22 protein-coding genes and 1 pseudogene are annotated in these 24,276 nt (G+C 65.0%); 17 read left to right on the forward strand and 6 right to left on the reverse strand.

Translation table 11 applies throughout. The features are described from left to right. Positions 1-10 precede the first annotated feature (10 nt). The 4 genes from ACHMWQ_RS12465 (at position 11) to ACHMWQ_RS12480 (ending at position 4,584) form a co-directional block, all read left to right on the forward strand. Positions 11-1,126: an anhydro-N-acetylmuramic acid kinase gene (locus ACHMWQ_RS12465; protein WP_396307701.1), complete on the forward strand. Its 1,116-nt coding sequence runs from the start codon at positions 11-13 to the stop codon at positions 1,124-1,126. A 62-nt stretch (positions 1,127-1,188) separates the two neighbouring features. After that, the gene (locus ACHMWQ_RS12470) at positions 1,189-1,968 is read left to right on the forward strand and encodes a hypothetical protein (protein WP_396307702.1); all 780 of its coding nucleotides are present in this window, start codon (positions 1,189-1,191) and stop codon (positions 1,966-1,968) included. Positions 1,969-2,637: 669 nt separating this feature from the next. Then, a complete protein-coding gene (locus ACHMWQ_RS12475; protein ID WP_396307703.1) occupies positions 2,638-3,393 on the forward strand; it encodes an outer membrane protein in 756 nt (251 codons plus the stop codon). Positions 3,394-3,822: 429 nt separating this feature from the next. Continuing rightward, positions 3,823-4,584 carry an outer membrane protein gene (locus tag ACHMWQ_RS12480; RefSeq protein ID WP_396307704.1) on the forward strand — a complete coding sequence of 254 codons (762 nt, stop codon included), beginning with the start codon at positions 3,823-3,825 and terminating at the stop codon, positions 4,582-4,584. A gap of 705 nt (positions 4,585-5,289) precedes the next feature. On the opposite strand, the gene ACHMWQ_RS12485 is transcribed toward ACHMWQ_RS12480, so the two are convergent. Beyond that, a complete protein-coding gene (locus ACHMWQ_RS12485) occupies positions 5,290-5,943 on the reverse strand; it encodes an alpha/beta hydrolase (protein ID WP_266332030.1) in 654 nt (217 codons plus the stop codon). A 223-nt stretch (positions 5,944-6,166) separates the two neighbouring features. Here ACHMWQ_RS12485 and ACHMWQ_RS12490 point away from each other — a divergent pair, with 223 nt between their 5' ends. The 10 genes from ACHMWQ_RS12490 (at position 6,167) to ACHMWQ_RS12535 (ending at position 15,018) form a co-directional block, all read left to right on the forward strand. After that, positions 6,167-7,327, forward strand: coding sequence for a cysteine desulfurase family protein (locus tag ACHMWQ_RS12490; protein ID WP_396307705.1), 1,161 nt, complete (start codon positions 6,167-6,169; stop codon positions 7,325-7,327). A 49-nt stretch (positions 7,328-7,376) separates the two neighbouring features. After that, positions 7,377-8,855 carry a Fe-S cluster assembly protein SufB gene (gene sufB, locus ACHMWQ_RS12495; RefSeq protein WP_266332028.1) on the forward strand — a complete coding sequence of 493 codons (1,479 nt, stop codon included), beginning with the start codon at positions 7,377-7,379 and terminating at the stop codon, positions 8,853-8,855. 168 nt (positions 8,856-9,023) lie between these two features. Beyond that, the gene (sufC, locus tag ACHMWQ_RS12500) at positions 9,024-9,773 is read left to right on the forward strand and encodes a Fe-S cluster assembly ATPase SufC (protein WP_396307706.1); all 750 of its coding nucleotides are present in this window, start codon (positions 9,024-9,026) and stop codon (positions 9,771-9,773) included. Positions 9,774-9,790: 17 nt separating this feature from the next. Beyond that, on the forward strand, positions 9,791-11,104 hold the full coding sequence (gene sufD, locus ACHMWQ_RS12505; RefSeq protein ID WP_396307707.1) for a Fe-S cluster assembly protein SufD: 1,314 nt from the start codon (positions 9,791-9,793) through the stop codon (positions 11,102-11,104). Further along, positions 11,101-12,333 carry a cysteine desulfurase gene (locus ACHMWQ_RS12510; RefSeq protein ID WP_396307708.1) on the forward strand — a complete coding sequence of 411 codons (1,233 nt, stop codon included), beginning with the start codon at positions 11,101-11,103 and terminating at the stop codon, positions 12,331-12,333. The genes sufD and ACHMWQ_RS12510 overlap by 4 nt, the downstream gene beginning before the upstream one ends. A gap of 9 nt (positions 12,334-12,342) precedes the next feature. After that, positions 12,343-12,738, forward strand: a complete 396-nt coding sequence (locus ACHMWQ_RS12515) for an SUF system Fe-S cluster assembly protein (protein ID WP_266332024.1) — start codon at positions 12,343-12,345, stop codon at positions 12,736-12,738. 10 nt (positions 12,739-12,748) lie between these two features. Beyond that, positions 12,749-13,201, forward strand: coding sequence for a VOC family protein (locus tag ACHMWQ_RS12520; protein WP_396307709.1), 453 nt, complete (start codon positions 12,749-12,751; stop codon positions 13,199-13,201). Between the two features lie 54 nt (positions 13,202-13,255). Then, positions 13,256-13,648, forward strand: a complete 393-nt coding sequence (gene sufA / locus ACHMWQ_RS12525) for a Fe-S cluster assembly scaffold SufA (RefSeq protein ID WP_396307710.1) — start codon at positions 13,256-13,258, stop codon at positions 13,646-13,648. A 345-nt stretch (positions 13,649-13,993) separates the two neighbouring features. Next, positions 13,994-14,659: a thiaminase II gene (tenA, locus tag ACHMWQ_RS12530; RefSeq protein ID WP_396307711.1), complete on the forward strand. Its 666-nt coding sequence runs from the start codon at positions 13,994-13,996 to the stop codon at positions 14,657-14,659. A gap of 8 nt (positions 14,660-14,667) precedes the next feature. Further along, positions 14,668-15,018, forward strand: a complete 351-nt coding sequence (locus ACHMWQ_RS12535) for a TfoX/Sxy family protein (protein WP_396307712.1) — start codon at positions 14,668-14,670, stop codon at positions 15,016-15,018. A 98-nt stretch (positions 15,019-15,116) separates the two neighbouring features. Here the strand turns inward: ACHMWQ_RS12535 and ACHMWQ_RS12540 are convergent. Together ACHMWQ_RS12540 and ACHMWQ_RS12545 are read right to left on the reverse strand one after the other, a co-directional pair. Further along, a pseudogene (locus tag ACHMWQ_RS12540) lies at positions 15,117-15,523 on the reverse strand (endonuclease domain-containing protein). 156 nt (positions 15,524-15,679) lie between these two features. Beyond that, a complete protein-coding gene (locus ACHMWQ_RS12545; protein ID WP_396307713.1) occupies positions 15,680-19,177 on the reverse strand; it encodes an acyl-[ACP]--phospholipid O-acyltransferase in 3,498 nt (1,165 codons plus the stop codon). Between the two features lie 147 nt (positions 19,178-19,324). Between ACHMWQ_RS12545 and ACHMWQ_RS12550 the strand changes: the two genes are divergently transcribed. Continuing rightward, the gene (locus ACHMWQ_RS12550; protein WP_396307714.1) at positions 19,325-19,915 is read left to right on the forward strand and encodes a TetR/AcrR family transcriptional regulator; all 591 of its coding nucleotides are present in this window, start codon (positions 19,325-19,327) and stop codon (positions 19,913-19,915) included. A gap of 340 nt (positions 19,916-20,255) precedes the next feature. On the opposite strand, the gene ACHMWQ_RS12555 is transcribed toward ACHMWQ_RS12550, so the two are convergent. The 3 genes from ACHMWQ_RS12555 to ACHMWQ_RS12565 are packed head-to-tail and all read right to left on the reverse strand — an operon-like array spanning position 20,256 to position 21,984. After that, the gene (locus tag ACHMWQ_RS12555) at positions 20,256-21,263 is read right to left on the reverse strand and encodes a hypothetical protein (protein WP_396307715.1); all 1,008 of its coding nucleotides are present in this window, start codon (positions 21,261-21,263) and stop codon (positions 20,256-20,258) included. Further along, positions 21,263-21,694, reverse strand: coding sequence for a lasso peptide biosynthesis B2 protein (locus tag ACHMWQ_RS12560; RefSeq protein ID WP_354548491.1), 432 nt, complete (start codon positions 21,692-21,694; stop codon positions 21,263-21,265). The genes ACHMWQ_RS12555 and ACHMWQ_RS12560 overlap by 1 nt, the downstream gene beginning before the upstream one ends. Further along, on the reverse strand, positions 21,691-21,984 hold the full coding sequence (locus tag ACHMWQ_RS12565) for a PqqD family protein (protein ID WP_266332008.1): 294 nt from the start codon (positions 21,982-21,984) through the stop codon (positions 21,691-21,693). Before ACHMWQ_RS12565 ends, ACHMWQ_RS12560 begins: the two co-directional genes overlap by 4 nt. 383 nt (positions 21,985-22,367) lie before the next feature. Between ACHMWQ_RS12565 and ACHMWQ_RS12570 the strand changes: the two genes are divergently transcribed. Beyond that, on the forward strand, positions 22,368-23,426 hold the full coding sequence (locus ACHMWQ_RS12570) for a nucleotidyltransferase family protein (protein WP_396307716.1): 1,059 nt from the start codon (positions 22,368-22,370) through the stop codon (positions 23,424-23,426). 66 nt (positions 23,427-23,492) lie between these two features. Further along, positions 23,493-24,170 carry a Crp/Fnr family transcriptional regulator gene (locus ACHMWQ_RS12575; RefSeq protein WP_396307717.1) on the forward strand — a complete coding sequence of 226 codons (678 nt, stop codon included), beginning with the start codon at positions 23,493-23,495 and terminating at the stop codon, positions 24,168-24,170. The last annotated feature ends 106 nt before the right edge of the window (positions 24,171-24,276 follow it).

The raw sequence follows: 24,276 nt of genomic DNA on the forward strand, positions 1-24,276 counted from the left end.
GGGGGAACCAATGCGCAGAACGGTCGTTGTCGGGCTCATGAGCGGAACGTCGATGGATGGCGTCGACGCGGCATTGATCGCGACCGACGGGGAAGAGGTCGAGGCTTTTGGCCCCACCTATTTCAGGCCCTATGCAGCGGAAGAGCGCACCGTGCTTCGCGCGGCGCTGGCGGCTGCCGTGGGGCTCGATCGGCGCGAGGCTCGCCCCGGCATCCTGGGCGAGGCCGAGCGGATCGTCACCGAGGCGCATGCGGAAGCCGTCGAAGCGTTGCTGGCGCGCCAGGACGTCGACGCGCCGCGCGTCACCCTGGTCGGCTTTCACGGCCAGACGGTGTTTCACGCGCCCGCGCGCCGGCTCACCATCCAGATCGGTGATGGCGCGGCGCTCTCGCGGCGGCTGGGTCTTCCCGTCGTCTATGATTTTCGCGCCGCCGACGTCGCCGCCGGCGGGCAGGGCGCGCCGCTGGTGCCGATCTTCCATGCGGCCCTCGTCCGCGCGGCCGGGCTCGAGGGCGATGTCGCGGTGGTCAATATCGGCGGCGTCGGCAATGTCACGCGGATCGGCGCCGATGGCTCGATCGTCGCCTTCGACACCGGCCCGGGCAATGCGCTGATCGACGATCTCGTGCGTGAGCGCACCGGCGCGAGCATGGATGTCGACGGCGCGCTGTCCGCCTCGGGCACGGTCCAGCTGCAATCCCTGGCCGAATTGATGGACGATCCCTGGTTCAGCCTGCCGCCGCCCAAATCGCTCGATCGCGATGCCTTTTCCCGCGCGCCGGTGGCGCGTCTGTCGACGGCCGATGCCTGCGCGACGCTCGCCGCCTTCACCGCCGAATCGATCGCCCGCGCCGTGGCGCTCGCGGGCGGCGCCGGCGAGATCATCGTCTGCGGCGGCGGCGCGCATAATCCGGCCATCCTGCACCAGCTCGCCGAGGCGAGCGGGGCCAAGGTCATGACGGCCGATTCCCTCGGTTGGTCCGGCGATTTCATGGAGGCGCAGGCCTTCGCCTATCTAGCGGCGCGCAGCGTCGCCGGCCTGCCGCTCAGCCTGCCCGAGACCACCGGGGTGCCGCATCCCATGCCGGGCGGTGTCCTGGCCGAGCCGGGGGCAGTGGCCCCGTGATGGCTCGAACCGCCGCCTTGTCCGCCACCATCGTTTCAAATTCTTCTTTGGGAGAGATCCGGATGCTCGTTCGCATGCTGAAATTTGGCGTCCTGCTGGTCGCGGGCGCAGCCCTTGTTGCCCCGCTCGCCGCATCCGCCCAGGGCGCTGCCGGATCGCGGCCGGTGACGACCGCAAGTGCCGCCATGCCGCCCATGACGGCCCCGGCCGCCGGCGCTGAAGCCGGCGCGGCCAAGCCCGCGCCCCGGCTGGTCGCCAGGGCCACGAAGCGTGCGCCGGTCGTCCAGCGCGACCCGCAGGTCTACCTGTTCCGCGGCCTCGCCAACGTGTTCTCGCTCGGCATGGACGACATGTCGAAGGAGCTGAAGGCCCAGGGCATCCCCAACAAGGTGCTGAACCACGCCAACTGGCCGAGCGTCGCCGCCGACATCACCGCCAAGTACAAGGCGAACCCGAAGGCCACCCGTCCGATCGTCCTGGTCGGCCATTCGCTGGGCGCCAATGCCGTTCTCCTGATGGGTCAGCAACTGGCGCGCAACGGCGTCCCGGTCGATCTCGTCGTCACCTTCGACCCGACGACCAAGGGCCCCGTCGCCCCCGGCGTCCGGCGTTACCTGAACCTGTACCAGTCCAACAATGGCTGGGCCGAGGCGCTGGACGTGCCGCCGGGCGCCGGCAAGCGCGTGGTGAATTCCGACGTGCGCAAGCGCACCGACATCAAGGCTGCCGTCTCGCATTTCGACATCGACAAGAACCGCGTGCTGCACCAGCAGGTGGTCGCGGAAATCGTCCGTCTGGCCGGCGGCAAGGTGAAGCTGCAGCCCAAATCCGGCGCGATGTAGCCGCTGGGCGGTTCGCCGTCTCCCAGTCTCAGCCCTCGTTCGCTGGCCAGGCGGGCGAGGGCTTTTTTGTGGCCTTTAATCGAAGGACTTTCCCCCGGAGCGCCGGGAACCTACGGCGCGCGCTCGGCGGGCTGCGGGTGCGGACGGGGCGGCGAGGGGGCTTCCGCAGCCGCAGGCGGCAGGGGAGCCACTCTTCCAGCGCACATCCGCCGCCACGGCTGCCAGCATCCCCGCCGCGCTTCGTGCGAATGCCCTCATGGCCATCCCTGAGCTGGTGATTCCCATCGACAGTGGGTTTCCAAGGCCAAGCAGCGATTTGGTTTCGCTTCAAAACTGCCATCACAAGGCGGATTTCAGTAGATTTTGAAGCGCAGCGAGATCTTGCAAGCAATGATCGCAGTGATTTTCGATCGTTGGAGTCGAGCAATGGGAGCGCGGCAGGCTTGTGTATCAATCAGCTTGATCTGCAATGTTTTTTCGTCAAACCCATAAGGTCCACTTTAAATATCTCGAACGAATGTTTGAATTCCGTTGCGTCACTTGCGTAGTTCGTGATGCCTTTTCGCAACAGTCAACTAAGCCTGGTTGCGGTAGCGTGTCCCAACTGAGCAACCGACCCCCGCACGATCGGTTGTTCGGACCCACTTTTCCGAGCGAGGGGCATCTCTGATGAAATTCATTCTTCGCAGTGCAACCATGGCATCCCTACTGGCGCTGGGCGTTGTCGGCGCCCAGGCGGCCGACCTGACCTACGAGCCCGCCCCGGTGGCTGCTCCGGAAGTCTTCAACTGGACCGGCTTCTACATCGGTGTCCATGGCGGCATCGCTGGTGGAAAATTTGATGGCTCGTTCACGTCCTTTGATGATGGCGAGAGCGATATCTACTCCACCAGTAGCAGTGACAACGGCTTTGGCGGATTTGGTGGTGTGCAGGTCGGCTATAACTATCAGTTCTCGCCAAATTGGGTGGCTGGTGTTGAGGCCGATATCGCCGCATCGGGGTTGAAGGCAAAACACCAGTTCACCGACTATTATGACGGTGATCAGTACTACAGCGAGAATTCGGAGACGAAGGTCGACTGGTTCGGAACCATCCGCGGCCGCATCGGCTACGCATGGGATAATCTGTTGATCTACGGAACCGGTGGTGCCGCTTACGGCGAGGTTAAGACCTCTGGTTCCTATGGCTATTACGGCGATCAGTCCGGTAGCTTCTCGGTGTCGGACACCCAGTGGGGTTGGACGGCCGGCGCAGGGTTCGAATACGGAATAACAAAGAATATTACCCTGAAGACCGAATACCTCTATGTCGACCTGGGTAGCATTGACAGTTCTGGATACAACGGTGTTGCCGACTATGATGGGCATAGCAGCGTAGACACCGCCTTCCACACCCTAAAGGCCGGTCTGAACTACAAGTTCTGATCCGACGTCCCATATCGGTACCGGAGGGCCCTGCATCGCAGGGCCCTTTTCTATTGGGGCATTGCATGGGGCCTGCGCCGGCTTGTCAGACTCTGCCGGAAAGCGGGGGCGTCCCGTCTTGCTACCGCAGGTGGGATATCGTGCATCCGTCGATGCGGAATGGAGCCGATGCCGTCCAGTATTTATGGATTAGCTAGACGAAGGTGCACCTAGCTAACGTGTATCTCTATCATCTTACCTAGAGGTCTCTCTAGAAACTATTGTTGCGGTGATTGCAATATTGTCACGGAATCGGCCTTTATAGGCCCGGATTCTTCCTTCCGTCGATGAATCGGCAATGGTTTGTTTGCGAATCCGGTGCTAGGCTTTGGTCTCTGGGTGGCACTTTCATAGCATTCTTCGTGAACAGTAAGACTGAAGAGGCCCGCAATGAAACATTCGCTACTGACTGCGACGGCAGCGGCATCTGTCCTGGCCCTGGGCCTCGGTGGAGCTCGCGCCGCCGATCTCACCTATGAACCAGCCCCGGTCGTCGTGGCCCCCGCCGCGTTCAACTGGTCTGGCTTCTATGCCGGTGTGCATGCCGGCTATGCCTGGGGCAGCGAGGACGACAACCAGAGCAGCCTGTTCGGCGAGCCGCCGATAGCGCAGGTGCTCACTGACTCGGCCGTCGCCGACAGCTTCGACGTGGACGGCTTCATCGGGGGCGTCCATGCCGGCTACAACTGGCAGATGGACCAGTTCGTCTTCGGCCTTGAGGGTGACCTCGACTATGCCAACATCAAGGGCAGCGAAGGCTATGCCGGCTACGTGACAAATTTCGATGAGTTCGTCACGGGCAATCTTGAATTCGAAAGCCAATGGCAGGCCTCGCTTCGGGCTCGCGCCGGCTATGCCTTTGACAACTTCCTGATCTATGGCACCGGCGGCATCGCCTTCGCCAACGCCAAGATGTCCTCGAATGGTAACTATGATGAGGATGGCGCGGCGTTTGGTTCCGACGACAGCAATACGCATGTCGGCTGGACGGCTGGTGTCGGTGCCGAATACGCCTTCTCGCCGAACTGGATCGCTCGTGCCGAGCTTCGCTACAGCGATTTCGGCCACAAGACCTACCAGCTGCTCGAAGGTCCGGTCGATGCTGACTTTACGCAGACGGCCGTCACGGTCGGCCTGAGCTATAAGTTCTGATCTCATAGACGGGGCGCATACTGAAAGGCTCCGCTTCGGCGGAGCCTTTTGGTTTTTGTCGCCCCGCAAGCTCTCCGGGATGCCTCCCTCGGGGTGGGGCTCCACAGGCCTGGCATCGGCCGGGACCAATCCGTCCTACTGGCCTTCCGGCCACCGTCTTCGAGGTGATGTCCCGGCTTGCCATCGAGCACCGCTCGATCAATCTCGGCTAGGGTTTTCCTGATGTCGACGGGCCAAGGCCTAACCTCCAGCAATCCACGTTGCGGTCAGACCTGCAAAAGCGGCCTCCGACCATCGGGCGGTAGCCAGAACGGTTTTAGCGCCAACCGCGCCAGGCGCGGGCAGGGATTCTTCGTTCGTAGAGATGGCGATGTGGGCGGAATGAAACGAGCCTTGCCTGTGGTCGCGGCAGTCGCTTCGACCAGAATCGGGTTCTCAGTCTCTCGCCGCAAGCCATTGATCGCAAACGATTTGGGGTTGGGTCCGCCGGCGCTTTCTAGCGCGCTGTACCGAGCGCCTCGGCGGAAGGACGGATTCCATTGAGGGCGGGCCTCATCGAACCAGCCGTGGGCTCGCAGTATCCGTTGACTAACATCTGCCAGTGCCGCTTGACGGCATCGCCCAAAGAAAACGGCCCGCGGCGAGGTCGCCGCGGGCCGTCAAAATCGGCATCGGAAGCGCCGAAGCGCTGCCGCAGGGGAAGGCTTAAGCGGCGCTCAGCATGGCGAGGCGCTTGTCGACATAGTTGCCGCAGATATCGATCAGCGGCTCGACCTGGCCCTCGAAGAAATGATTGGCGCCCGGCATGATCGTCTGTTCGACGATGATGCCCTTCTGCGTCTTCAGCTTGTCGACCAAGGTCTGCACGTCCTTGGGCGGTGCGACCTTGTCCTGGTCGCCATGGACGATCAGGCCGGAGGACGGGCAGGGCGCCAGGAACGAGAAGTCGTACAGGTTGGCCTGCGGCGCGATCGAGATGAAGCCCTCGATCTCCGGGCGGCGCATCAGCAACTGCATGCCGATCCAGGAGCCGAACGAGAAGCCGGCGACCCAGCAGGCGCGCGCGTCCGGATGGATTGTCTGCGCCCAGTCGAGCGCCGAAGCGGCATCCGAAAGCTCGCCCTCGCCATGGTCGAATTCACCCTGGCTGCGACCAACGCCGCGGAAGTTGAAACGCAGCACGGCGAAGCCGCGCTTCGCGAACATGTAGAACAGCTGATAGGTGATCGCATTGTTCATCGTGCCGCCGAACTGCGGATGCGGATGAAGGATGATGGCGATCGGGCCGTTCTTTTCCTTGGACGGCTGGAAGCGTCCCTCAATGCGGCCGGCGGGGCCGGTGAAAATAACCTCGGGCATGTTTAGCCTCGGACCTTTCGATCTGTTCAGAACGTCCCAAGCGACCTATATCAGCGTCAAATCCTAACTTGACTCTGATGCTCAGGGTTTCTAGAACACTTTAGAATTATTCGAAATCGGCGTCGGATGTCGATCCTGCCTTGTAGCGGGCCTTGTAGCATGAGGCAGGGTCCGGATTTCAAGCATAATGCGACATCCGCCTTGCAACGGGAGACTGCCAGCCGTGGCCGCGCCGCGTATCTACCTCGATTACAACGCCGGTGCGCCGCTTCGTCCCGAAGTGCGCATGGCGATGATCGATGCGCTGGATGCGACCGGCAATGCGTCCTCCGTGCATGGCGAGGGCAGGGCCGCTCGGGCCAAGGTCGAGGCGGCGCGCCGCCGGGTTGCAGCCCTTGTCGGCGCCGACCCGACCCGCGTGATCTTCACCTCCGGCGGCACCGAGGCCAATGTCACCGTGCTGTCGCCGCGGATGCGTATGGGTGCCGGTGAACTGGCGATCGACCTGCTGCTGGTGGGGGCGACCGAGCATCCGTCCGTGCTGGCTGGTGGCCGTTTCGGTCCCGACAGGGTCCGTTCGATTGCGGTCGATGGCGAGGGGCGGTTGAGCCTCACCGATCTGGGCGCGGCGCTGGAGCTGGCTGCCGCCGAAGGCAAGCGGGCGCTGGTCTCCGTCATGCTGGCCAATAACGAGACCGGCACGATTCAGCCGGTTGCCGAGATTGCGGCGCTGGCGCGCAAGTTTGGCGCGCTGGTCCATACCGACGCGATCCAGGCGGCGGGCCGGATCCCGGTCGATATTGCGGCGCTTGGCGTCGATTTCCTCACCCTTTCCGCCCACAAGATCGGCGGTCCGCAGGGGGCTGGTGCGATCGTTCTGGGCGGCGATCTCGTCTCGCCGCTGCCGCTCCTGGTCGGCGGGGGGCAGGAAAAATACAGCCGCGCCGGCACGCAGAACGTGGCGGCGATCGTCGGCTTCGGCGTGGCGGCGGATTGCGCCCGCGCCGATCTCGATCGGTCTGCCGCGTGGAGCCTCTGGCGCGACGAGATCGCGACGAAGTCGGCTCCGGCCATTCTCTTGAGCGGGGGCGCCGAGCGGCTCCCGCAGACGCTGTCACTTGGCGTCGACGGTCTCCAAGCGGAAACGCTGGTGATCGCGCTCGATCTCGAAGGCGCGGCGGTATCCGCCGGATCGGCCTGCTCTTCGGGAAAAGTCGGTGTTTCGCATGTGATGCGGGCGATGAACGTGCCCGAATCCCAGGCGAAGGCCGCGATCCGCGTCAGTTTCGGATGGGCGACCACCGAATCCGACATACGTAGATTTACGGAGGTCTGGGGACGTGTCATGAGACGGCTCGCGCCGGGCGTGACACGCGCCGCATGACAACGCACTCAACCCGCGGTCCTTGAAACCGCTGTGGATGGAGTAGGCAATGCCTGCAATTCAGGAGACGGTCGATCAGGTTAGCCAGATCGACGTCGATCAGTACAAATACGGTTTCGTGACCGATATCGAATCCGACCGCGCCCCCAAGGGCCTGTCGGAGGATATCGTCCGCTTCATCTCCGCCAAGAAGAACGAGCCCGACTGGATGCTCGAATGGCGGCTGGACGCCTATCGGCGCTGGCTGACCATGACCGAGCCGACCTGGTCGCGCGTCCACTATCCGAAGATCGATTTCGAAGACCTCTATTATTACTCGGCACCCAAGAGCACGCCGGGTCCGAAGTCGCTCGACGAGGTCGATCCCGAACTGCTCGCCATGTACGAGAAGCTGGGCATTCCGCTGCGCGAGCGCGAGATCCTGGCCGGCGTCGAGGGCGCGTCGGATCGCCGGGTCGCGGTCGATGCGGTGTTCGATTCCGTTTCGGTCGTGACGACGTTCAAGGAAGAGCTGAAGAAGGCCGGCGTGATCTTCTGCGCCATCTCGGAAGCGATCCGCGAATATCCGGAGATCGTGAAGAAATATCTCGGCTCCGTCGTCCCGGTGACCGACAACTTCTACGCGACGCTGAATTCGGCCGTGTTCTCCGATGGGTCGTTCGTCTACATCCCCGAGGGCGTCCGCTGCCCGATGGAGCTGTCGACCTATTTCCGCATCAATGAGCGCAACACCGGCCAGTTCGAACGCACGCTGATCATCGCCGAGAAGGGGGCTTACGTCTCCTATCTCGAAGGCTGCACGGCGCCGATGCGCGACGAGAACCAGCTGCATGCGGCGGTGGTCGAGCTGGTGGCGCTGGAAGATGCCGAGATCAAGTACTCGACGGTCCAGAACTGGTATCCCGGCGACAAGGACGGCAAGGGCGGCATCTACAACTTCGTGACCAAGCGCGGCGATTGCCGTGGCGACCGTTCGAAGATCTCGTGGACTCAGGTCGAGACCGGCTCGGCGATCACCTGGAAATACCCGTCCTGCATCCTGCGCGGCGATGACAGCCAGGGCGAGTTCTATTCGATCGCGGTGTCGAACGGCTACCAGCAGGTCGACAGCGGCACCAAGATGATCCATCTCGGCAAGAACACGAAGAGCCGGATCATCTCGAAGGGCATCGCCGCCGGCCGCTCGGACAATACCTATCGCGGCCTCGTCTCGGCGCACCGCAAGGCGTCCGGCGCGCGCAATTTCACCAATTGCGACAGCCTTCTGATCGGCGACAAGTGCGGCGCGCATACCGTGCCCTACATCGAGTCGAAGAACGCCAGCGCCGTGTTCGAGCATGAGGCGACGACCTCGAAGATCGCCGACGACCAGCTGTTCTATTGCCTGCAGCGCGGGCTTTCGTCGGAGGAGGCCGTGGCGCTGATCGTCAACGGCTTCGTCAAGGACGTCATCCAGCAATTGCCGATGGAGTTCGCGGTCGAGGCCCAGAAGCTGATTTCGATCAGCCTCGAAGGCTCGGTCGGCTAAGCCCTTTCTCTCTGAACCTCCCCCTTGCGGGGAGGTCGAAACCGGCAAAGCCGGTTTCGGGAGGGGCGCTCGGTCCAGGCACCGGAAAGCCCTCCCCGAGACGCTTGCAGCGTTTCGACCCTCCCTCAAGGGGAGGGTTCAGACAGCCAGTTTGAACGGAACAATACTATGCTCGAGATCAAGAACCTCCACGCCTCCATCGACGGCAAGGAGATCCTGCGCGGCGTCGACCTGGTCGTCCCGACCGGCGAAGTCCATGCGATCATGGGGCCGAACGGCTCCGGCAAGTCGACGCTTTCCTATGTGCTGTCCGGCCGCGATGGCTATGACGTTACCGAGGGCGAGATCCTGTTCGACGGCAAGGACATCGTCGAGATGCCGGCCGAAGAGCGTGCAGCCGCCGGCGTGTTCCTGGCCTTCCAATATCCGCTGGAAATCCCCGGCGTCGCCACAATGACCTTCCTGAAGGCCGCCATGAACGCCCAGCGCAAGGCGCGCGGCGAGGCCGAGCTGACCACGCCGGACTTCATGCGCCGCGTGAAGACGGCCTCGGAAAAGCTGAACGTGACTCAGGAAATGCTCCGTCGTCCGCTCAATGTTGGTTTCTCGGGCGGCGAGAAGAAGCGGAACGAGATCCTACAGATGGCGCTGCTCGAGCCGAAGCTGGCGATCCTCGACGAGACGGATTCCGGCCTCGACATCGATGCCCTGCGCGTCGTCTCCGAAGGCGTCAATGCGCTGCGTGATCCCGGCCGCTCGATGCTGGTCATCACCCACTATCAGCGCCTGCTCGACCATATCGTGCCCGACAAGGTGCATGTGATGTCGGCGGGCCGCATCGTCCGCACCGGCGGTCCGGAGCTGGCGCTGGAGCTCGAAGCCAAGGGCTATGCCGATTATGCCGGCGAAGCGGCTTGAGCGGGGGAGTGGCATCGATGAACGCCGAGCCGCGCATCCTGCGCACACAGGCTGAAGAAACGCTGGCGCTGGAATTCGCCGCCGCCCGCACGCAGTTGCCCGGTTCGCCGGCGATCGCCGCGGCGCGCGAAAACGCCTTCGCCGCCTTCCAGAAGCAGGGCCTGCCGCATCGCCGGACCGAAGCCTGGCGCTATACGGATCTGCGCGCCTTGCTGCGCACCGTGCCGCCGCTGGCAATCGGCCCAATCGCCGAGGCGAGCACCCTGGCCGATCCGCTGCCGGGTCTCGACCGGGCGCGCCTCGTTGTGGTCGATGGCAGCTTCCGTCCCGAACTTTCCGATCTCACGGGCATCGAAGGCGTCACCATCCGTCCGCTGGTGGATCTTCTGCAGGAAGGCGATGCGCGCATCGGCCTGCAGGTCGCCTCGCTGAACGATGCGATGGTCTCGCTGAATTCCGCGCTGATGCTGGGTGGCGTCGCCATCGAGGTTCCAGCCGGCGTCCGCATCGAGCGGGCGATCGAGATCGCCCATGTGACGACCTCGGCCGTCGCCTCACATGTGCGCAACCTCGTGACCGTCGGCGACGATGCCTTCGTCCGCATCCTGGAGACGCATGTCGGTCCGGCCGGCAGCGCCTATCAGGCCAATATCGTCACTGAGGCGACGGCGGGTCATCGCGCCAAGGTCGTCTGGGCCAAGCTGCAGAGCGAGGGCGATGCCAGCGTCCATCTCGGCACGCTCGCCGTCACCATCGGCACCGAGACCGAGTTCGATCACCTGACCCTGATGATCGGCGCCGCGATCTCGCGCTCGCAGACCTTCGTCACCTATTCGGGCGAGAATGCCCGCGCCGGCCTGTTTGGCGCGACGATGCTGCGCGGCAAGCAGCACGCCGATATCGCGCTCAGCGTCGATCACGCCGTGCCGAATGGCGCCAGCCGCGAACTGTTCAAGGCGGTGATGGACGGCCGTTCCGAGGGCGTGTTCCAGGGCCGCATCATCGTGCGCCCCGATGCGCAGAAGACCGACGGCCGGATGATGACGCAGGGCCTGCTCCTTTCCGAGGACGCCTCCTTCTTCGTCAAGCCGGAGCTGGAGATCTTCGCCGACGACGTCCAGTGCGCGCATGGCGCGACGAGCGGCGAGATCGACGAGGACATCCTGTTCTACCTGCTCTCGCGCGGCCTGCCCCGCGCCGAGGCCGAGACGTTGCTCGTGACGGCCTTCCTGGCCGAAGCCATCGAGGGCCTTGGCGATGAAGCCATCGGCGAAGCCTTCGAGCAGATCTCCCGCAACTGGCTCGCCGCGCGCGGGCAAGAGGCAGCATGAGCGAGCAGGGCGCCTATGACGTTCAGGCGATAAGGCGGGATTTTCCGATCCTGTCGAGGACGGTCTATGGCAAGCCGCTCGTCTATCTCGACAATGGCGCCTCGGCGCAGAAACCGCAGGCGATGCTGGACGCGGTGACGAAGGCCTATTCGGAAGAATACGCCAACGTCCATCGCGGCCTGCATTATCTCTCGAATGTCGCCACCGACGCCTATGAGAAGTCGCGCGAGACGGTGCGGCGTTTCCTGAATGCCGGCTCGGTCGACGAGATCATCTTCACCCGCTCGTCGACGGAGGCGATCAATCTGGTCGCCTCGTCGCTCGGCCAGATGGAGATCGTCGAGGGCGACGAGATCATCGTCTCCATCCTCGAGCACCATTCCAACATCGTGCCGTGGCATTTTTTGCGCGAGCGCAAGGGCGCAGTGATCAAGTGGGCGCCGATCGCCGATGACGGCACCTTCCTGCTCGACGAATTCGAGAAGCTGATCACGCCGCGCACGAAGATCGTCGCGATCACGCATATGTCGAACGTCACCGGCACCATCGTGCCGATCGAGGACGTGATCCGCATCGCCCACGCCCATGGCGTCAAGGTGCTGGTCGACGGCAGCCAGGCGGCCGTGCACCTGCCGGTCGACGTGCAGGCGCTCGACGCCGACTTCTATTGCGTCACCGGCCACAAGCTCTACGGCCCGACAGGCATCGGCGTGCTCTACGCCAAGAAAGCGCTGCTCGAGGTCATGCCGCCCTTCCTGGGCGGCGGCGAGATGATCCGCGACGTCACCGAAGACAATGTCACCTATGGCGTGCCGCCGCACCGCTTCGAGGCCGGCACCCCGCCCATCGTCCAGGCGATCGGGCTTGGCGCCTCGCTCGAATATATGGAAGGCCTGGGCCGCGACCGGATCCTGGCGCATGAGCTGGCGCTGCGCGATTACGCGACAGAGCGCCTCTCGGCGATCAACAGCCTGAAGATCTTCGGCACCACGAAGGACAAGGGCGCGATCGTCTCGTTCGAGATGGCCGGCGCCCATGCACATGACGTCTCGACCATCATCGACCGCGAGGGCGTCGCCGTCCGAGCGGGAACCCATTGTGCCCAGCCGCTCTTGCACCGCTTCGGCGTGACCTCCACATGTCGGGCATCGTTCGGTCTCTACAATACGTTCGATGAAGTCGACCGGCTTGCCGATGCGCTGATCAAGGCGCACTCTTTCTTCGCATGAGGATCTGAAATGGACGATATCGCAGTGATCGGCGAAGGGCAGGACGAGACGGCGGCCGCCGCACCGGAAGCGCCTGTTTCCAGCATTCCGGCCGAGGAACTGGAGCGTCTGACCGGCGACATCGTCGCCGCGCTCAAGACGGTCTATGACCCCGAGATCCCGGCCGACATCTACGAACTCGGCCTGATCTACAAGATCGACGTCGACGACGACCGCAATGTCGCGATCGAGATGACGTTGACGGCGCCCGGCTGTCCTGTGGCCGGCGAAATGCCCGGCTGGGTCGAGAACGCCGTCGGTTCGGTGCCCGGCGTCGGCCGCGTCGATGTCACCATGACCTTCGATCCGCCCTGGTCGCAGGACCGCATGTCGGACGAAGCCCGCGTCGCGCTCGACTGGTACTGAGGCACTGACGATGGCGCCTCCGATCACCGGTGTTCTCGAAACGGCGATCTATGTCGACGACATCGAGCGCGCGGCAAGCTTCTATCGCGACATTCTCGGCCTGCGGCCCCTGCTCGAGGACGCCCGACTGGTTGCCTTCGATGCCGGTCCCTCCAGCGTCCTGCTGGTGTTCCTGCGTGGCGCGACGTTGAGCGATGTCGTGCTGCCGGGCGGCACCATTCCCGCGCATGACAGCAGCGGCCCCTACCATTTCGCGCTGCGCATCCCGAAGGATTCGCTGTCCCAATGGCGCGATCATCTGGTCGCCAAGGGCGTGACGGTGACCGCCGAGATGAAGTGGCCGCAGGGCGGCGAGAGCCTCTATTTCAACGATCCCGATGGCCATGTCGTCGAGTTGGCGACGCCGGGCATTTGGGCGAACGATTCCGATCTACCCGTCAGCGCCTTGCAGAACGGGATCTGAAAGCCGATCTTAGGGTCGACAAGGGCGCTTCGCGCCGCGAATTGGAGATATGCCATGGGCGTCCGTTCACGCTTTGCCGTGATGACCCTGACCGAAGCCGCCGCGGAGCGCGTGCGCGAGATCGTCGAGGATTCCGACGAGCCCGTGCTGGGCCTGCGCATCGGCGTCAAGAAGGGCGGCTGCGCCGGCATGGAATACACCATGAAGCCGGTTGCCGAGCCTGACCCGAAGGACGAGCGCCTGGAGGAGAAAGGCGCCACCGTCTTCATCGATCCGGCCGCCGTCCTCTATCTGCTCGGCACGGTGATGGATTTCGAGACGACCAAGCTTCGCTCCGGCTTCGTGTTCAAGAACCCGAACGAGGTCTCGGCCTGCGGCTGCGGCGAATCCGTCATGCTGAAGCCGGCCGAACTTGGTGACGCCGTTTCAACAGCGGCAGAGCACTAGGCTCGTCCGCGGTCTTCTGTCCCCATCTCTCCCCGAGCGAGAGCCTGCCCCGGACTTGATCCGGGTCGACGGGCGGCGGGTGAGGGGCGACTTCCTCATAGGATTGTTTCCCAACCCACCGACCGCCCCATGCTGAGGAGGCCTGAGGGCCATCTCGAAGCACGCAAGGCAAATTTGTACATCGCCGTCATCCCGGCGAAGGCCGGGATCCATACCCACCGCCGGATTTCCAGACAACCGCGCCCTATGCCCCATGGCCTGCGGTTATGGGCCCCGGCCTCCGCCGGGGCGACGAGCCCGCGCCCTCCGTCATCCAGTCCGACAATCCCCATTCTGGAGTCTTCCTTGTCCAGCCTGTTCGAACGTCTGAAGTCCGATGCCGCCGCCGATTGGGACGCCTATGTCCGCCATCCCTTCGTCCTCGGCCTCGGGGACGGCTCGCTGCCCAAGCCCAGCTTCCAGCACTACCTCGTGCAGGACTATCTGTTCCTGATCGAGTTCGCCCGCGCCTATGCGATCGGCGTCTACAAGGCGCCCAACGCGATGGAAATGCGCAAGGCCTCGGCCGGCATGCACGCGATTCTCGACGAGACCAGCCTGCATCTGAAGCTCTGCGCCGAATGGGGCCTGTCGCAGGACGCCGTCGAGAACACGGCGGAAGCCCGCGCCACTGTCGCCTATACGCGCTTCGTCCAGGAGGCGGGCCTTCGCGGCGACATGCTGGATCTCATCGTCGCGCTGTCGCCCTGCGTCGTCGGCTATGCCGAGATCGGTACCGCTCTTGCGGCGTCCGGCACCGGCCTCGATGGCCCAAATCCCTATGCGCCCTGGATCCACGAATATGCGGGCGAGGGCTATCAGGCCGTGGCCGAGGCCAGTCTTGCCCAGATCGACCGGCTTGCGGCAGATTACCTGACCGAGGCGCGCTATCCGCGCCTGCTGGAGATCTTCCGCCAGGCCGTTCGCCTGGAGGCCGATTTCTGGCAGATGGGTCTCGATCTCGCAGGCTGAGCATCGCTATGACGGCTGACCTCGAATACCTCGCCGAATTGTTCGAGCCGGTCGGCGGCGTCCGCATCCGCCGCATGTTCGGCGGTCTCGGCTTCTTTCGCGACGGGCTGATGTTCGGCATCTGGCAGAGCGACGGGATCTTCCTGAAGGCCGACGACGAAACCCGCCCAGCCTTCGAGGCGGAGGGCTGCGGCCCGTTCGTCTATGGCTCGAAGAATGGCGGCAAGACGTCCCTCAACTACTACCGCATCCCGGAACGCCTGCTCGACGACACCGACGAGTTGCGCGACTGGGCGCTGGCGGCCATCGACGTGGCGATCCGCGCCAACGCGAAAAAGTCGGTCAAGCAGCGGAAGTAAGACCCTCACCCAACCCTCTCCCGCAAGCGGGCGAGGGCTTTTCCGCCTGTGGGTTTCATCAACATCGACGGCTATTGGCGGTCGCCGGATAGCTCCTGCTATTCCGGTTGTTCGCGGTCTGTCGTGATCGCCCCCTCTCCCGCATGCGGGAGAGGGCTGGGGTGAGGGGCTTGCTGACAGGCCTCGACGATCTGCCTCAGTACCTCGCCGATATTCTCGAACAGATCGTTGTTCCAGAACCGGATGACCCGGTAGCCAAGGCCAGCCAGACCTCGGCGCGCTGCTGGTCATGCACCGCCCGCAATTCCGCATGCTGTCCGCCATCGAGTTCCACGATCAGCATCGCATCCTTGCAGACGAAATCGGCGTAGTAGCCTTCGATCGGCACCTGCCGGCGGAACTTCAACCCTTCCAGTCGGCGATCGCGGAGATGCAGCCAGAGCTTCAATTCGGCGTCCGTCTGGGTCCGGCGGAGCGATCGGGCTCTTGCGATTTCCTTCCGCATCGCTCCCCCGAAGCAAGACCCTCACCCAACCCTCTCCCGCAGGCGGGCGAGGGCTTTTCCGCCGGTGGGTTTCATTCAGAACGAGAGCACCAGGTCCAAATGCTCCGCCCGGACTCCCTCTCCCGCGTGCGGGAGAGGGCTGGGGTGAGGGGCTTACTACGCTACCACCGCCTCGGCCGGCCGCGTCTTGGCCTTCACGGCGATCTCCGTCACGGCCGTGTTGTCGAGCTTGCCGGAGCCGAGCAGAGGCAGCTTTTCGACGAAGAGCACCGTGCGCGGCAGCATGATGTCCGACAGGCCGCGCATCTTGGCAAAGCGCTGGAACTCCGAGAGATCGGCCTCCGGCCGTTCCGTCACCAGCACGATCTCCTCGCCCTTGCGTTCGTGCGGCACCGCGGCGGCCGCCGTGGCGTGGTTCGGCCAGAACTCGCCTGCCAGCGTTTCGATCGCCGCCAGCGACACCATCTCGCCGCCGACCTTGGCGAAGCGTTTCGCACGGCCCGAAATGGTGATGAAGCCGTCCGCGATGGTGACGATGTCGCCCGTGTCGTACCAGCCATCGACCGGCGGCTGGAGCACGCCCGGCGCCTCCGCGCGATAGTAACCGCGCATGACATTGGCGCCGCGCACCAGCAGCTTGCCGCCTTCCTCGATGCCGGCCACCTTCTCCAGCCGCGTCTCGATGCCCGGCAGCGCCTTGCCGACCGAGCCCGGCCGGTTGGCCATCGGCGTGTTAATCGAGATCACCGGCGCCATTTCCGTCGTGCCGTACCCCTCGAGCAGGCGGATGCCGAACTTTTCCGACCAGACGCGGCGCGTCTCCGGCTTCACCCGCTCGGCGCCGGCGAAGACGTAGCGGACCGAATAGAAGTCGTAGGGATGCGCCATCCGGGCATAGCCGGCCAGGAAGGTGTCGGTGCCGAACAGGATCGTGGCGTTCACGTCATAAGCCATTTCCGGCACGATCCGGTAGTGCAGCGGCGAGGGGTAGAGCATCTGCCGGACGCCGGAGAACAGCGGCAGCAGGCAGCCGGCCGTCAGCCCGAAGGCGTGGAACAGCGGCAGTGCGTTGAGGACGATATCCTCGCCGGAGAAGTCGATGACGCTGGCGATCTGCTGGCGGTTCGACTGGATGGCGTGATGGCTGAGCGAGACGCCCTTGGGCGTGCCCTCCGAGCCGGAGGTGAACAGCACGACGGCCTCCGCCTGCGGATCGGTCGGGCGCTGGAACGCGACGCGGCTCAGGAACCGCGGCGCGACGCCTCCGAGAATCGCGAACAGCTTGCGGAACAGCCCGATCTCACCGCGCAGGTCCTCCAGATAGACGATACGGGCGTTCTGGCCGAGGCTGTCGACGAGCGGCTGCAAGCGGCCTTTCTCGACGAACAACCGCGAGGTCAGCACCAGCTTGACCTCGGCCGCCTTGCGCGCCGCGTCGACCGAAGCGGGCCCGGCGGAGAAGTTGAGCATGGCCGGGATGCGGCCCGTCACCTGCAGCCCGAAGAAGGTGACGACGGCGGCCAGGGTGTTGGGCAGCAGCACGCCAACCCGTTCGCCCGGCGCCGACAGCTTCGCGAACGACTTGCCGAGCGCGAAGGCGCCGCGGATGATTTGCTTGTAGCCGATCGGGTTGCGCGTCACGTCTTCCAGCACCGGCCGCTTGCCGTGGATGTGGCGGGCACGCAGCAGGGTGTCGAACAGCGTCTCCGCCGCCGGGCTGGTCTCGTAGACCATCTCCGTCATGATCGCCTGCAGATGATGCCCGGCTTCGTGCCGGCGCTTGCGGCCGACCAGGCCGGGCGTCAGCTCGATCCGCCGCGTCGGCAGCACCGTCATCTGGATCTCGGGGAACAAGCGGCGCCGCACCTTGCCCTTGAGGCGCGAGAAGATGGTGTATTGCGCGCCGTCGATGCGGACGGGGATGATCGGCACGTCGGCAAGAGCCGCGATCATCGCCGGTCCGTCATAGACCTTCATCAGCGCGCCGGTGACGGTGATGCGCCCTTCCGGGAAGATCACGAGCCGGCGGCCATCCCTCACCAGCTTCACCATCTTGCGCACGGTGAACGGGCTGGTCGGGTCGACCGGCACGAGATCGAAGAACAGGAAGGCCGGCTGAACCCACCACTTCTCGGCGATGTATTTGTTGATCGCGAAGACGGGCTTGCCCGGCAGCATGCAGCCGATCAGCACGGCGTCGATGAACGAGGTGTGGTTGATCACGACGACGGCGGCATCCTCGCCGTCGCCATAGTTTTCCAGGCCCTTCACGCGGGCGCGGAACAGCAGCTGCATCAGCCGGTGGCCGATCGCTTTGACCAGTTCGTCGGGCACGAATTTGAGGCAGACGATCGCCGCGATGATGTTGGCGAGGCCGAGCCAGAACAGCAGCTGCAGCGTGGTGACGCCGGCCGCGAGCAGGGCGGCCGCGATCACGGTGCCGGCGACCATGACGGCGGAGTTCATGATGTTGTTGCCGGCGATCGCGGCGGAACGCTCATGCTCCTCGGCGCGCGATTGCAGCAGCGCATAGAGCGGCACGGTGAACAGTCCGCCGCCAAAGGCGACGCCGACCAGATCGACCAGCACGCGGATGCCGGCGGCCGAAGTGATGAAGGCGCCGAAATCCAGCGTCCCGCCGGCGCCGACCACGCCCAGCGCGCTCGCCGAATGCGACAGGTCGACCATGAAGGCGGCCATCACGAGCGCGCCGATCGGCGTGTGGCGGGCCGAGATCCGTCCGGCAAGCAGTTTTGCCGTGGCGGCCGATCCGAGCGCAATGCCGATGACGAAGGCGGCGACGAGCAGGTTGGCGACGATCTCGTCGACCTTCAGCGTGGTCTTGGCGAAGTCGGGGAACACCGACATCACGATCAGGCCGATCATCCAGAACCAGGAAATGCCGGAGACGGCGAGGAACAGCGTGCGCTTGCGGCGGATGGCGGCGAAGGCGTCGCGGCTGGAGCCGACGAGCGAGAACTTGAATTTTCCGGCGCCCGGAGCCGGCGGCGCGGAGGGGATGAAGAAGGCGGCGACCGCGCCGACCAGCGCGACCGAGACGAGGCCGACGATCGCGACCCACTTGCCGCCAAGCCCGATGGTGAGGCCACCGAACAGCGTGCCGAGCAGGATGGCGACGAAGGTCGAGCCCTCGAACAGCGCGTTGGCGGCAACCAGCCGCTCGCGGCTGACGAATTGCGGCAGGATCGAATATTTCGCCGGTCCGAAGATGGTCGATTGCACGGCGTAGAAGAACATGCCGAGCAGGGCGAGCGGCGCCGAGTGGATCATGATCGCGATCGAGGACAGGATCGCCAGCGCCACTTCGGCAAGCCGGGTCCAGCGCACGACCAGCTTCTTGTCGACCGTGTCGGAGAGGCGGCCCGATACGCCGGAGAACAGGAAGAAGGGCAGCATGAACACCGCGCCGCCCAGCGTCACCGCCACCTGCGGCGACAGGCCGAACAGGTCGGCGCCACCATAGGCGACCATGAAGCCGAAGGCGCTCTTCAGCGCATTGTCGGCAAAGGCGCCGAACCACTGCACGATGAAGAGCGGCAGGAAGCCGGGCGTCTTCAGCAGCGGCGGCGAGCCGGCCTGCGTGCGGTCGAGCGGCGGGGCGTCGGGCGAAGGTGTCTGTGCGGAAGCATCCATGGCGTCAAACCTCAGCCTGTTCGCGGCAAGTCGCAAGCCGCATTAATTGAACGGTGTTCAATTCTCTATCAGTGTTTTGAACGATGTTCAATATATGTTAGGAAGCGATATGGGATCGAGGGGCCGAAAGCCCTGGCAGGAGGTGACATGGCACGACGCAGCGACCACGCCCCGGAGGAGCTGAAGCGCCTTGCGCTGGAGGCGGCGCGTGCGATCGTCATGGAGGAGGGGCTGCGCGGCCTGACGGTCCGCCGGGTCGCCGAGCGGATCGGCTATGCGCCGGGCACGCTCTACAATCTCTTCGCCAATCTCGACGACCTGATCGTCCAGCTCAACGCCGCGACGCTCGATGCGCTGGCGGTGGTGCTTGTCGAGGCGGCAAGGGCGGAGTTGCCGGCGAGGCCGGAGCGGCTGGTCGAGGCCTATTTCGATTTCGTCGAAAGCCGCCCGCGCCTCTGGAGCCTGCTGTTCGAGCATCGCCTGCCGGAGGGCGAGGACCTGCCGGACTGGTACCGGCCGAAGCTCGCGGCGCTGATCGCGCTCGTCGCCGAGGCGCTGGGCCCGCTGATGCCGGACAATTCGGCCGAGGCGCGGCAGGCGGCCACGGTCACGATGTGGGCGGGCCTGCACGGCATCTCGACCCTGGCCGTCACGAGCAAGCTGACGCTGGTCGCCGAAACCGAGCCCCGTAAACTGGGCCTCCTGCTGGTGCGCCGGATGCTGGGCGGGGAGAGTTGAGATGGCTGGACCCTCCTTCGAGGCTCCGCTGCGCGGAGCACCTCAGGATGATGGCCGGGGTGGGTGAGGGGACGGTGGAGTGAGTAGTGGATGGAACTGGTGCGTCAGTCCGGTGATCGCAGTCGGCTATGGCCGGAGCGCTGCCCATTGCCCCCGATCGAAGAGGCGGCCATGCGCCGTATCTTCATCGCCGCGCTGGTCGCTCACCAGCAGTCCAGAACGACGAGCACCCCCGACCATCATCCTGAGGTGCCCGGCGCAGCCGGGCCTCGAAGGAGGATCCAGGGATCTCCCAACCCCCGGTCGGCCCATACCCCAGCCGCCCTAAGCCCCAGTCGCCCTAAACCTCGGCGGCCTGCGCCTCGCGCATGATCCCCAGCGCCGCGTCGAAGGCCGGGGCGATGCGATGTGGTTGGTTGCCGGCGTCGAGGCGGAAGGTCGGGGTTGCGCCGACGAGCTTGGACAGCAGCCGGAACAGCACCTGCTGCGAGCGCGGGACGCCGCCGCCGAGCAGGCCGATATTGTCGCTGAGGATCACGGAAAGCGCGTCGCCCTTACTGAGGCGGGCAAGGCTCGCCTCGCCTTCCGAGCGGGGGCCGACCACCACCACGGCGGCGATCTTGTAGCTCTTCGAGGCGTCCGGCAGCGGCATCAGTTCCGCCAGCGCGGCGCGGGTAAGCGGCGCCTCGTCCTCCTCGCCGCCGAATTCGCCCAGATGCGGCAGGATCTCCGGGAACATCGCCGCCGTCCGGCGCTGCACCTTCAGCGTGCGCGGCATGCCCCAGCCGAATAGGTCGGTGCCTTCCTGGCGCAGGATCACCACGTCATCGCCCATATGGCCGTAACCGCCCAGCGCCAGCGCCAGCGAGGTCGTCGTCTTGCCGAAGCCGCTGGGGGCGAACAGCAGCAGGAGTTCGTCGCGTCCCGGCACCATCAGCGAGGCGGAGTGGATCGTCATCAGCCCGTGCCCGCGCAGCACCATGTCGAACAGCACGGCCCCGGCCATGGATCGGAAAGGCTGCTCGGCGGCTGCCGTCACCTGGACGTCGGTGTGCGGCTTGCCCAGTTCCTCGACGATCGAAAGCTTGCCAGGCACGCGGAACTGCTGGCGGTTGCCCTGCGTGCTGATCTCGGCATAGAGGCCATCGATCAGCTTGCCGGACCAGATCACCTCGCCCTCGGTGGGAATGTCATCGTCGGCCGCCTCGCGGACACGGATTTCATGCGCGACCGGGCCTTCCGGCTGCTGGAACCCGACAAGTTGCGGGAAGATCGGCGCGGCCAGACCCTCGCGTTCGGCGACGATGTTGAAGGCGAGGCCGGGAATGACGTAGCGGGTCGTGTGCATCAGGCGTGTCCGGCGCGGTTCTTTTCGATGAAGACCGTCACCATGGACGGTTCGGGTGGGTTGAGCAGCGGCTTGCCGTCGACGACGACCCAGCAATGGGCGGAGAGCTTCGCGCTGCCGATGCTTTTGCGGTCGACGCCGAAATACATGTCGGCCGGGATGCCCGCGAGTGTCAGGAAGCGATAGGCGAGAATGCCCTCGCGCAGGCAGCGCCGGTCGCGCATCACCCACGGGCGGCGCGCGGCGCGCTTGGCGCGATGGGCGATGTAGGGCGCGGCGAAACCGTGGTAGCGGCGATCCGCGCCGGCATCGGCGATCCGCATGATATCGGCGAAATCGCGCGATTTTCGGCAGCGCAACGGCAGGGTGCGAGCCCAGAACCACATTTCGGCCCGGAACATCGCCCGGCGCAGGACGCTGCCGTCTGTCACTTGTCGACGCGGACGATCAGGCCTTCGGAGGCCAGATGGTTGGCGAGTTCCGACATGTCGTCGCGCAGCATGTCGGCGTCGACGTCGAAGACCGTTTCGAGTTCCGTCAGGATGCCGGCGAAGTTGCGCGTTCCGTCGACCGTCGACAGGAAGGCTGCCGTAGTGTCGTTGCAGGTGAACAGCTGGCCCGACACGGTGTCGAGCAGCACGCCGCCTTCGCCGTCGCCGAGCGGCTGAAAGCTTGTATTTTCATGAAGCGCCCAAACGGCGCTCGGCTCGATTCTAGACACGGGATGTCTCTCCGTAAGGCTGGTGCGAAAAGTGGGATAGCCGAAGCTCATGTGCTTGACCAGAGGTCAAGCTTGCGGTTGGCTGATCTATCGGCGGGTAATTCCTGCGCGATTCAAAAGATGACTGGGGAATATGGAATGAAGAAGGCTTATGAGAAGCCCGAGCTTCTGAAGCGGGATCGGGTCGCGATGATTGTCGCTGCAACTTCCGGCAACACGCCGCCGCCGCCGCCGTAGGACGGCTGGCCGTCGGCGGGGCCGGTGCTCCTGGTCGCAGGCGGCTGACGTTGGTTTTCCAGGATGACGGGCGGTGCCGGGCATCGCCCTTCGTTCATCCGGTTGGACATGTTCCTCCGGTTTTGCCGTCGCTGGAATGAAGCTGAATGTCCACCCTTGACGTTGCCGAGGCCGTGCCGCTTCGAGGCGGTACGCCGCGCCGCCTCTCGCGCGCCGATGGCCGGCTGCTGATCGCGTTAGCCGATCCGGAATCGAGCCTGGCTCCGATGTCGCTCGCGCCCGAGCGGGCGAATCTGCTGCTGTCGCAGGCCGAGCGCCATGGCGTGCTGCCGGCCGTGCTGCGCAAGCTACGGCCGATCCTGACCAGCGCCGATCTCCGGCCGGTGCGCGACGATTTCGTGGCGCGTTTCTCGGCCGGCGTCGCCTTCAACATGCAGCTGCGCGTCGAGGCGAAGCGTCTTGCCACGGCGCTGCGCGCCGCCCGTCAGCCGGCGCTGCTGATCAAAGGGCATGATTTCGCCGACAACATCTATCCCGACCCGGTCCTGCGCCCGACCAGCGACATCGACATCATCGTCCCGCTCGAGAGCCTCGCCTCGGTCGAGGCGGTGGTGGCGTCGTCCGGATTCGAGCTGTTGCCGGACCAGCGCGACGACGAGCAGCTGGAGCGCAAGTGGATCCATTCGGTCCATCGCCGCCTGATGCTGGAGATCCAGGGCAATCTGGTGCATGCGCCAGGCCTGCGCTCGAAGCTCTCGCTCGGCTTCGCGGAGCTCTGCCCGCATGGCGACCCGGCCGAGGCGGCGCGGCCGTCGACTCGGCTGGCGATCGCCGGCGTCCATGCGGCGAGCTCGCACCATTTCGAACTGCTGCGGCTGGTCGTCGACGTGCTGCAGGCGGCGCGCCGGCTGCAGGGCGCGGCGGAGGAGCAGGCGCTGGAGGATCTGGTCCGCCGTTCGGGCATCCGGCTGGCGCTGGTCGCCGCGCTCGATCTGGCGGCGACGCTGTACGATGACAAGCGATGCCGGGAAATCGGCCGCGCGCTGGCGCCGGTGCGCTTCCGCGGCGCGGCGCGGCTGCTCATCAATGGCGATGTCGTGATGGCGATGGAAACAGGCGAGCGGGCCCTGCAATCCTGGCGGCGGTCGCTGTTTCGCGAATTGCTGAAGCGCGGCCCGGGACGCGATTCGCTTCCCTCGTCATGACGCCAATTGAATGCTATCCGTTGCGCAACGCATTCGTGTGGTGCGCGGTTTTCGACGGAGGGCAGGGTGCAGGTCGCCGACATCGTTTCCCGGCTCGGACGGACGAGCTTTTTTAACGGCCTCGAAAGGGACGACCTGACGCGCCTCGCCCAGATCGCGCGCGTCTCGACCTATGCGGCCGATACCATCCTGTTCTCGCAGGGCGATGAATCCGACGGGCTCTACGCCGTCGTCGACGGCATCGTCCGCATCTTCCTGACAGCGGATGACAGCCGCGAGCTGACCATCCAGCTTTACGAGGAAGGCGAGGTCATCGGCGAGATCGCGCTGATCGACGGGCTGCCGCGCAGCGCCGGCGCCGCGACGCTGACCGAGACGCGGCTGATCTTCATCCCGCGCCAGTCCTTCCTCAACCTGCTCGACAGTTCGAGCCAGTTGCAGCGCCAGATCATCCTCAGTCTGTGCGAGCGGCTCCGGCACACCAATGAGCAGGTCAACCGCGCCGTCTTCACCGATCTGCGCCATCGCCTGCTGGTGCTGCTGCGCCAGCTCGCGCTGATCCACGGCCGCATCGAACGCGATGTCGCGGTCGTCGAGCTCGACCTGACCCAGGGCACGCTCGCCCAGATGCTGGGCGCCAGCCGCGAGGCGGTGAACAAGCAGATCCGCGCCCTGATCAAGGAGGGCCGCCTCTCCGTCGACGGCCATCGCATCAACGTGCACCGCTCGACCCGCGAGGCCTGATCCGGCGTGGCTCAGCGGCAGTGTCGCTGTTTCCGGTGCGCCGACGCTCGCCCATAAATTAGGCTGTCGTCTAAACGAAACGGACTATGCCATAAGGTGGCCGAGT

The organism is Kaistia sp. UC242_56 (assembly GCF_044452255.1).
Taxonomy (GTDB): Bacteria; Pseudomonadota; Alphaproteobacteria; order Rhizobiales; family Kaistiaceae; genus Kaistia; species Kaistia defluvii_A.

What these genes read in the sequence shown, in the direction of transcription:
- ACHMWQ_RS12465 (WP_396307701.1), top strand. Translation starts at nt 11, where the DNA reads ATGCGCAGAACGGTCGTTGTCGGGCTCATGAGCGGAACGTCGATGGAT.
- ACHMWQ_RS12470 (WP_396307702.1), top strand. Translation starts at nt 1,189, where the DNA reads ATGCTCGTTCGCATGCTGAAATTTGGCGTCCTGCTGGTCGCGGGCGCA.
- ACHMWQ_RS12475 (WP_396307703.1), top strand. Translation starts at nt 2,638, where the DNA reads ATGAAATTCATTCTTCGCAGTGCAACCATGGCATCCCTACTGGCGCTG.
- ACHMWQ_RS12480 (WP_396307704.1), top strand. Translation starts at nt 3,823, where the DNA reads ATGAAACATTCGCTACTGACTGCGACGGCAGCGGCATCTGTCCTGGCC.
- ACHMWQ_RS12485 (WP_266332030.1), bottom strand. Translation starts at nt 5,943, where the DNA reads ATGCCCGAGGTTATTTTCACCGGCCCCGCCGGCCGCATTGAGGGACGC.
- sufB (WP_266332028.1), top strand. Translation starts at nt 7,377, where the DNA reads ATGCCTGCAATTCAGGAGACGGTCGATCAGGTTAGCCAGATCGACGTC.
- sufC (WP_396307706.1), top strand. Translation starts at nt 9,024, where the DNA reads ATGCTCGAGATCAAGAACCTCCACGCCTCCATCGACGGCAAGGAGATC.
- sufD (WP_396307707.1), top strand. Translation starts at nt 9,791, where the DNA reads ATGAACGCCGAGCCGCGCATCCTGCGCACACAGGCTGAAGAAACGCTG.
- ACHMWQ_RS12510 (WP_396307708.1), top strand. Translation starts at nt 11,101, where the DNA reads ATGAGCGAGCAGGGCGCCTATGACGTTCAGGCGATAAGGCGGGATTTT.
- ACHMWQ_RS12515 (WP_266332024.1), top strand. Translation starts at nt 12,343, where the DNA reads ATGGACGATATCGCAGTGATCGGCGAAGGGCAGGACGAGACGGCGGCC.
- ACHMWQ_RS12520 (WP_396307709.1), top strand. Translation starts at nt 12,749, where the DNA reads ATGGCGCCTCCGATCACCGGTGTTCTCGAAACGGCGATCTATGTCGAC.
- sufA (WP_396307710.1), top strand. Translation starts at nt 13,256, where the DNA reads ATGGGCGTCCGTTCACGCTTTGCCGTGATGACCCTGACCGAAGCCGCC.
- ACHMWQ_RS12535 (WP_396307712.1), top strand. Translation starts at nt 14,668, where the DNA reads ATGACGGCTGACCTCGAATACCTCGCCGAATTGTTCGAGCCGGTCGGC.
- ACHMWQ_RS12545 (WP_396307713.1), bottom strand. Translation starts at nt 19,177, where the DNA reads ATGGATGCTTCCGCACAGACACCTTCGCCCGACGCCCCGCCGCTCGAC.
- ACHMWQ_RS12550 (WP_396307714.1), top strand. Translation starts at nt 19,325, where the DNA reads ATGGCACGACGCAGCGACCACGCCCCGGAGGAGCTGAAGCGCCTTGCG.
- ACHMWQ_RS12555 (WP_396307715.1), bottom strand. Translation starts at nt 21,263, where the DNA reads ATGCACACGACCCGCTACGTCATTCCCGGCCTCGCCTTCAACATCGTC.
- ACHMWQ_RS12570 (WP_396307716.1), top strand. Translation starts at nt 22,368, where the DNA reads ATGTCCACCCTTGACGTTGCCGAGGCCGTGCCGCTTCGAGGCGGTACG.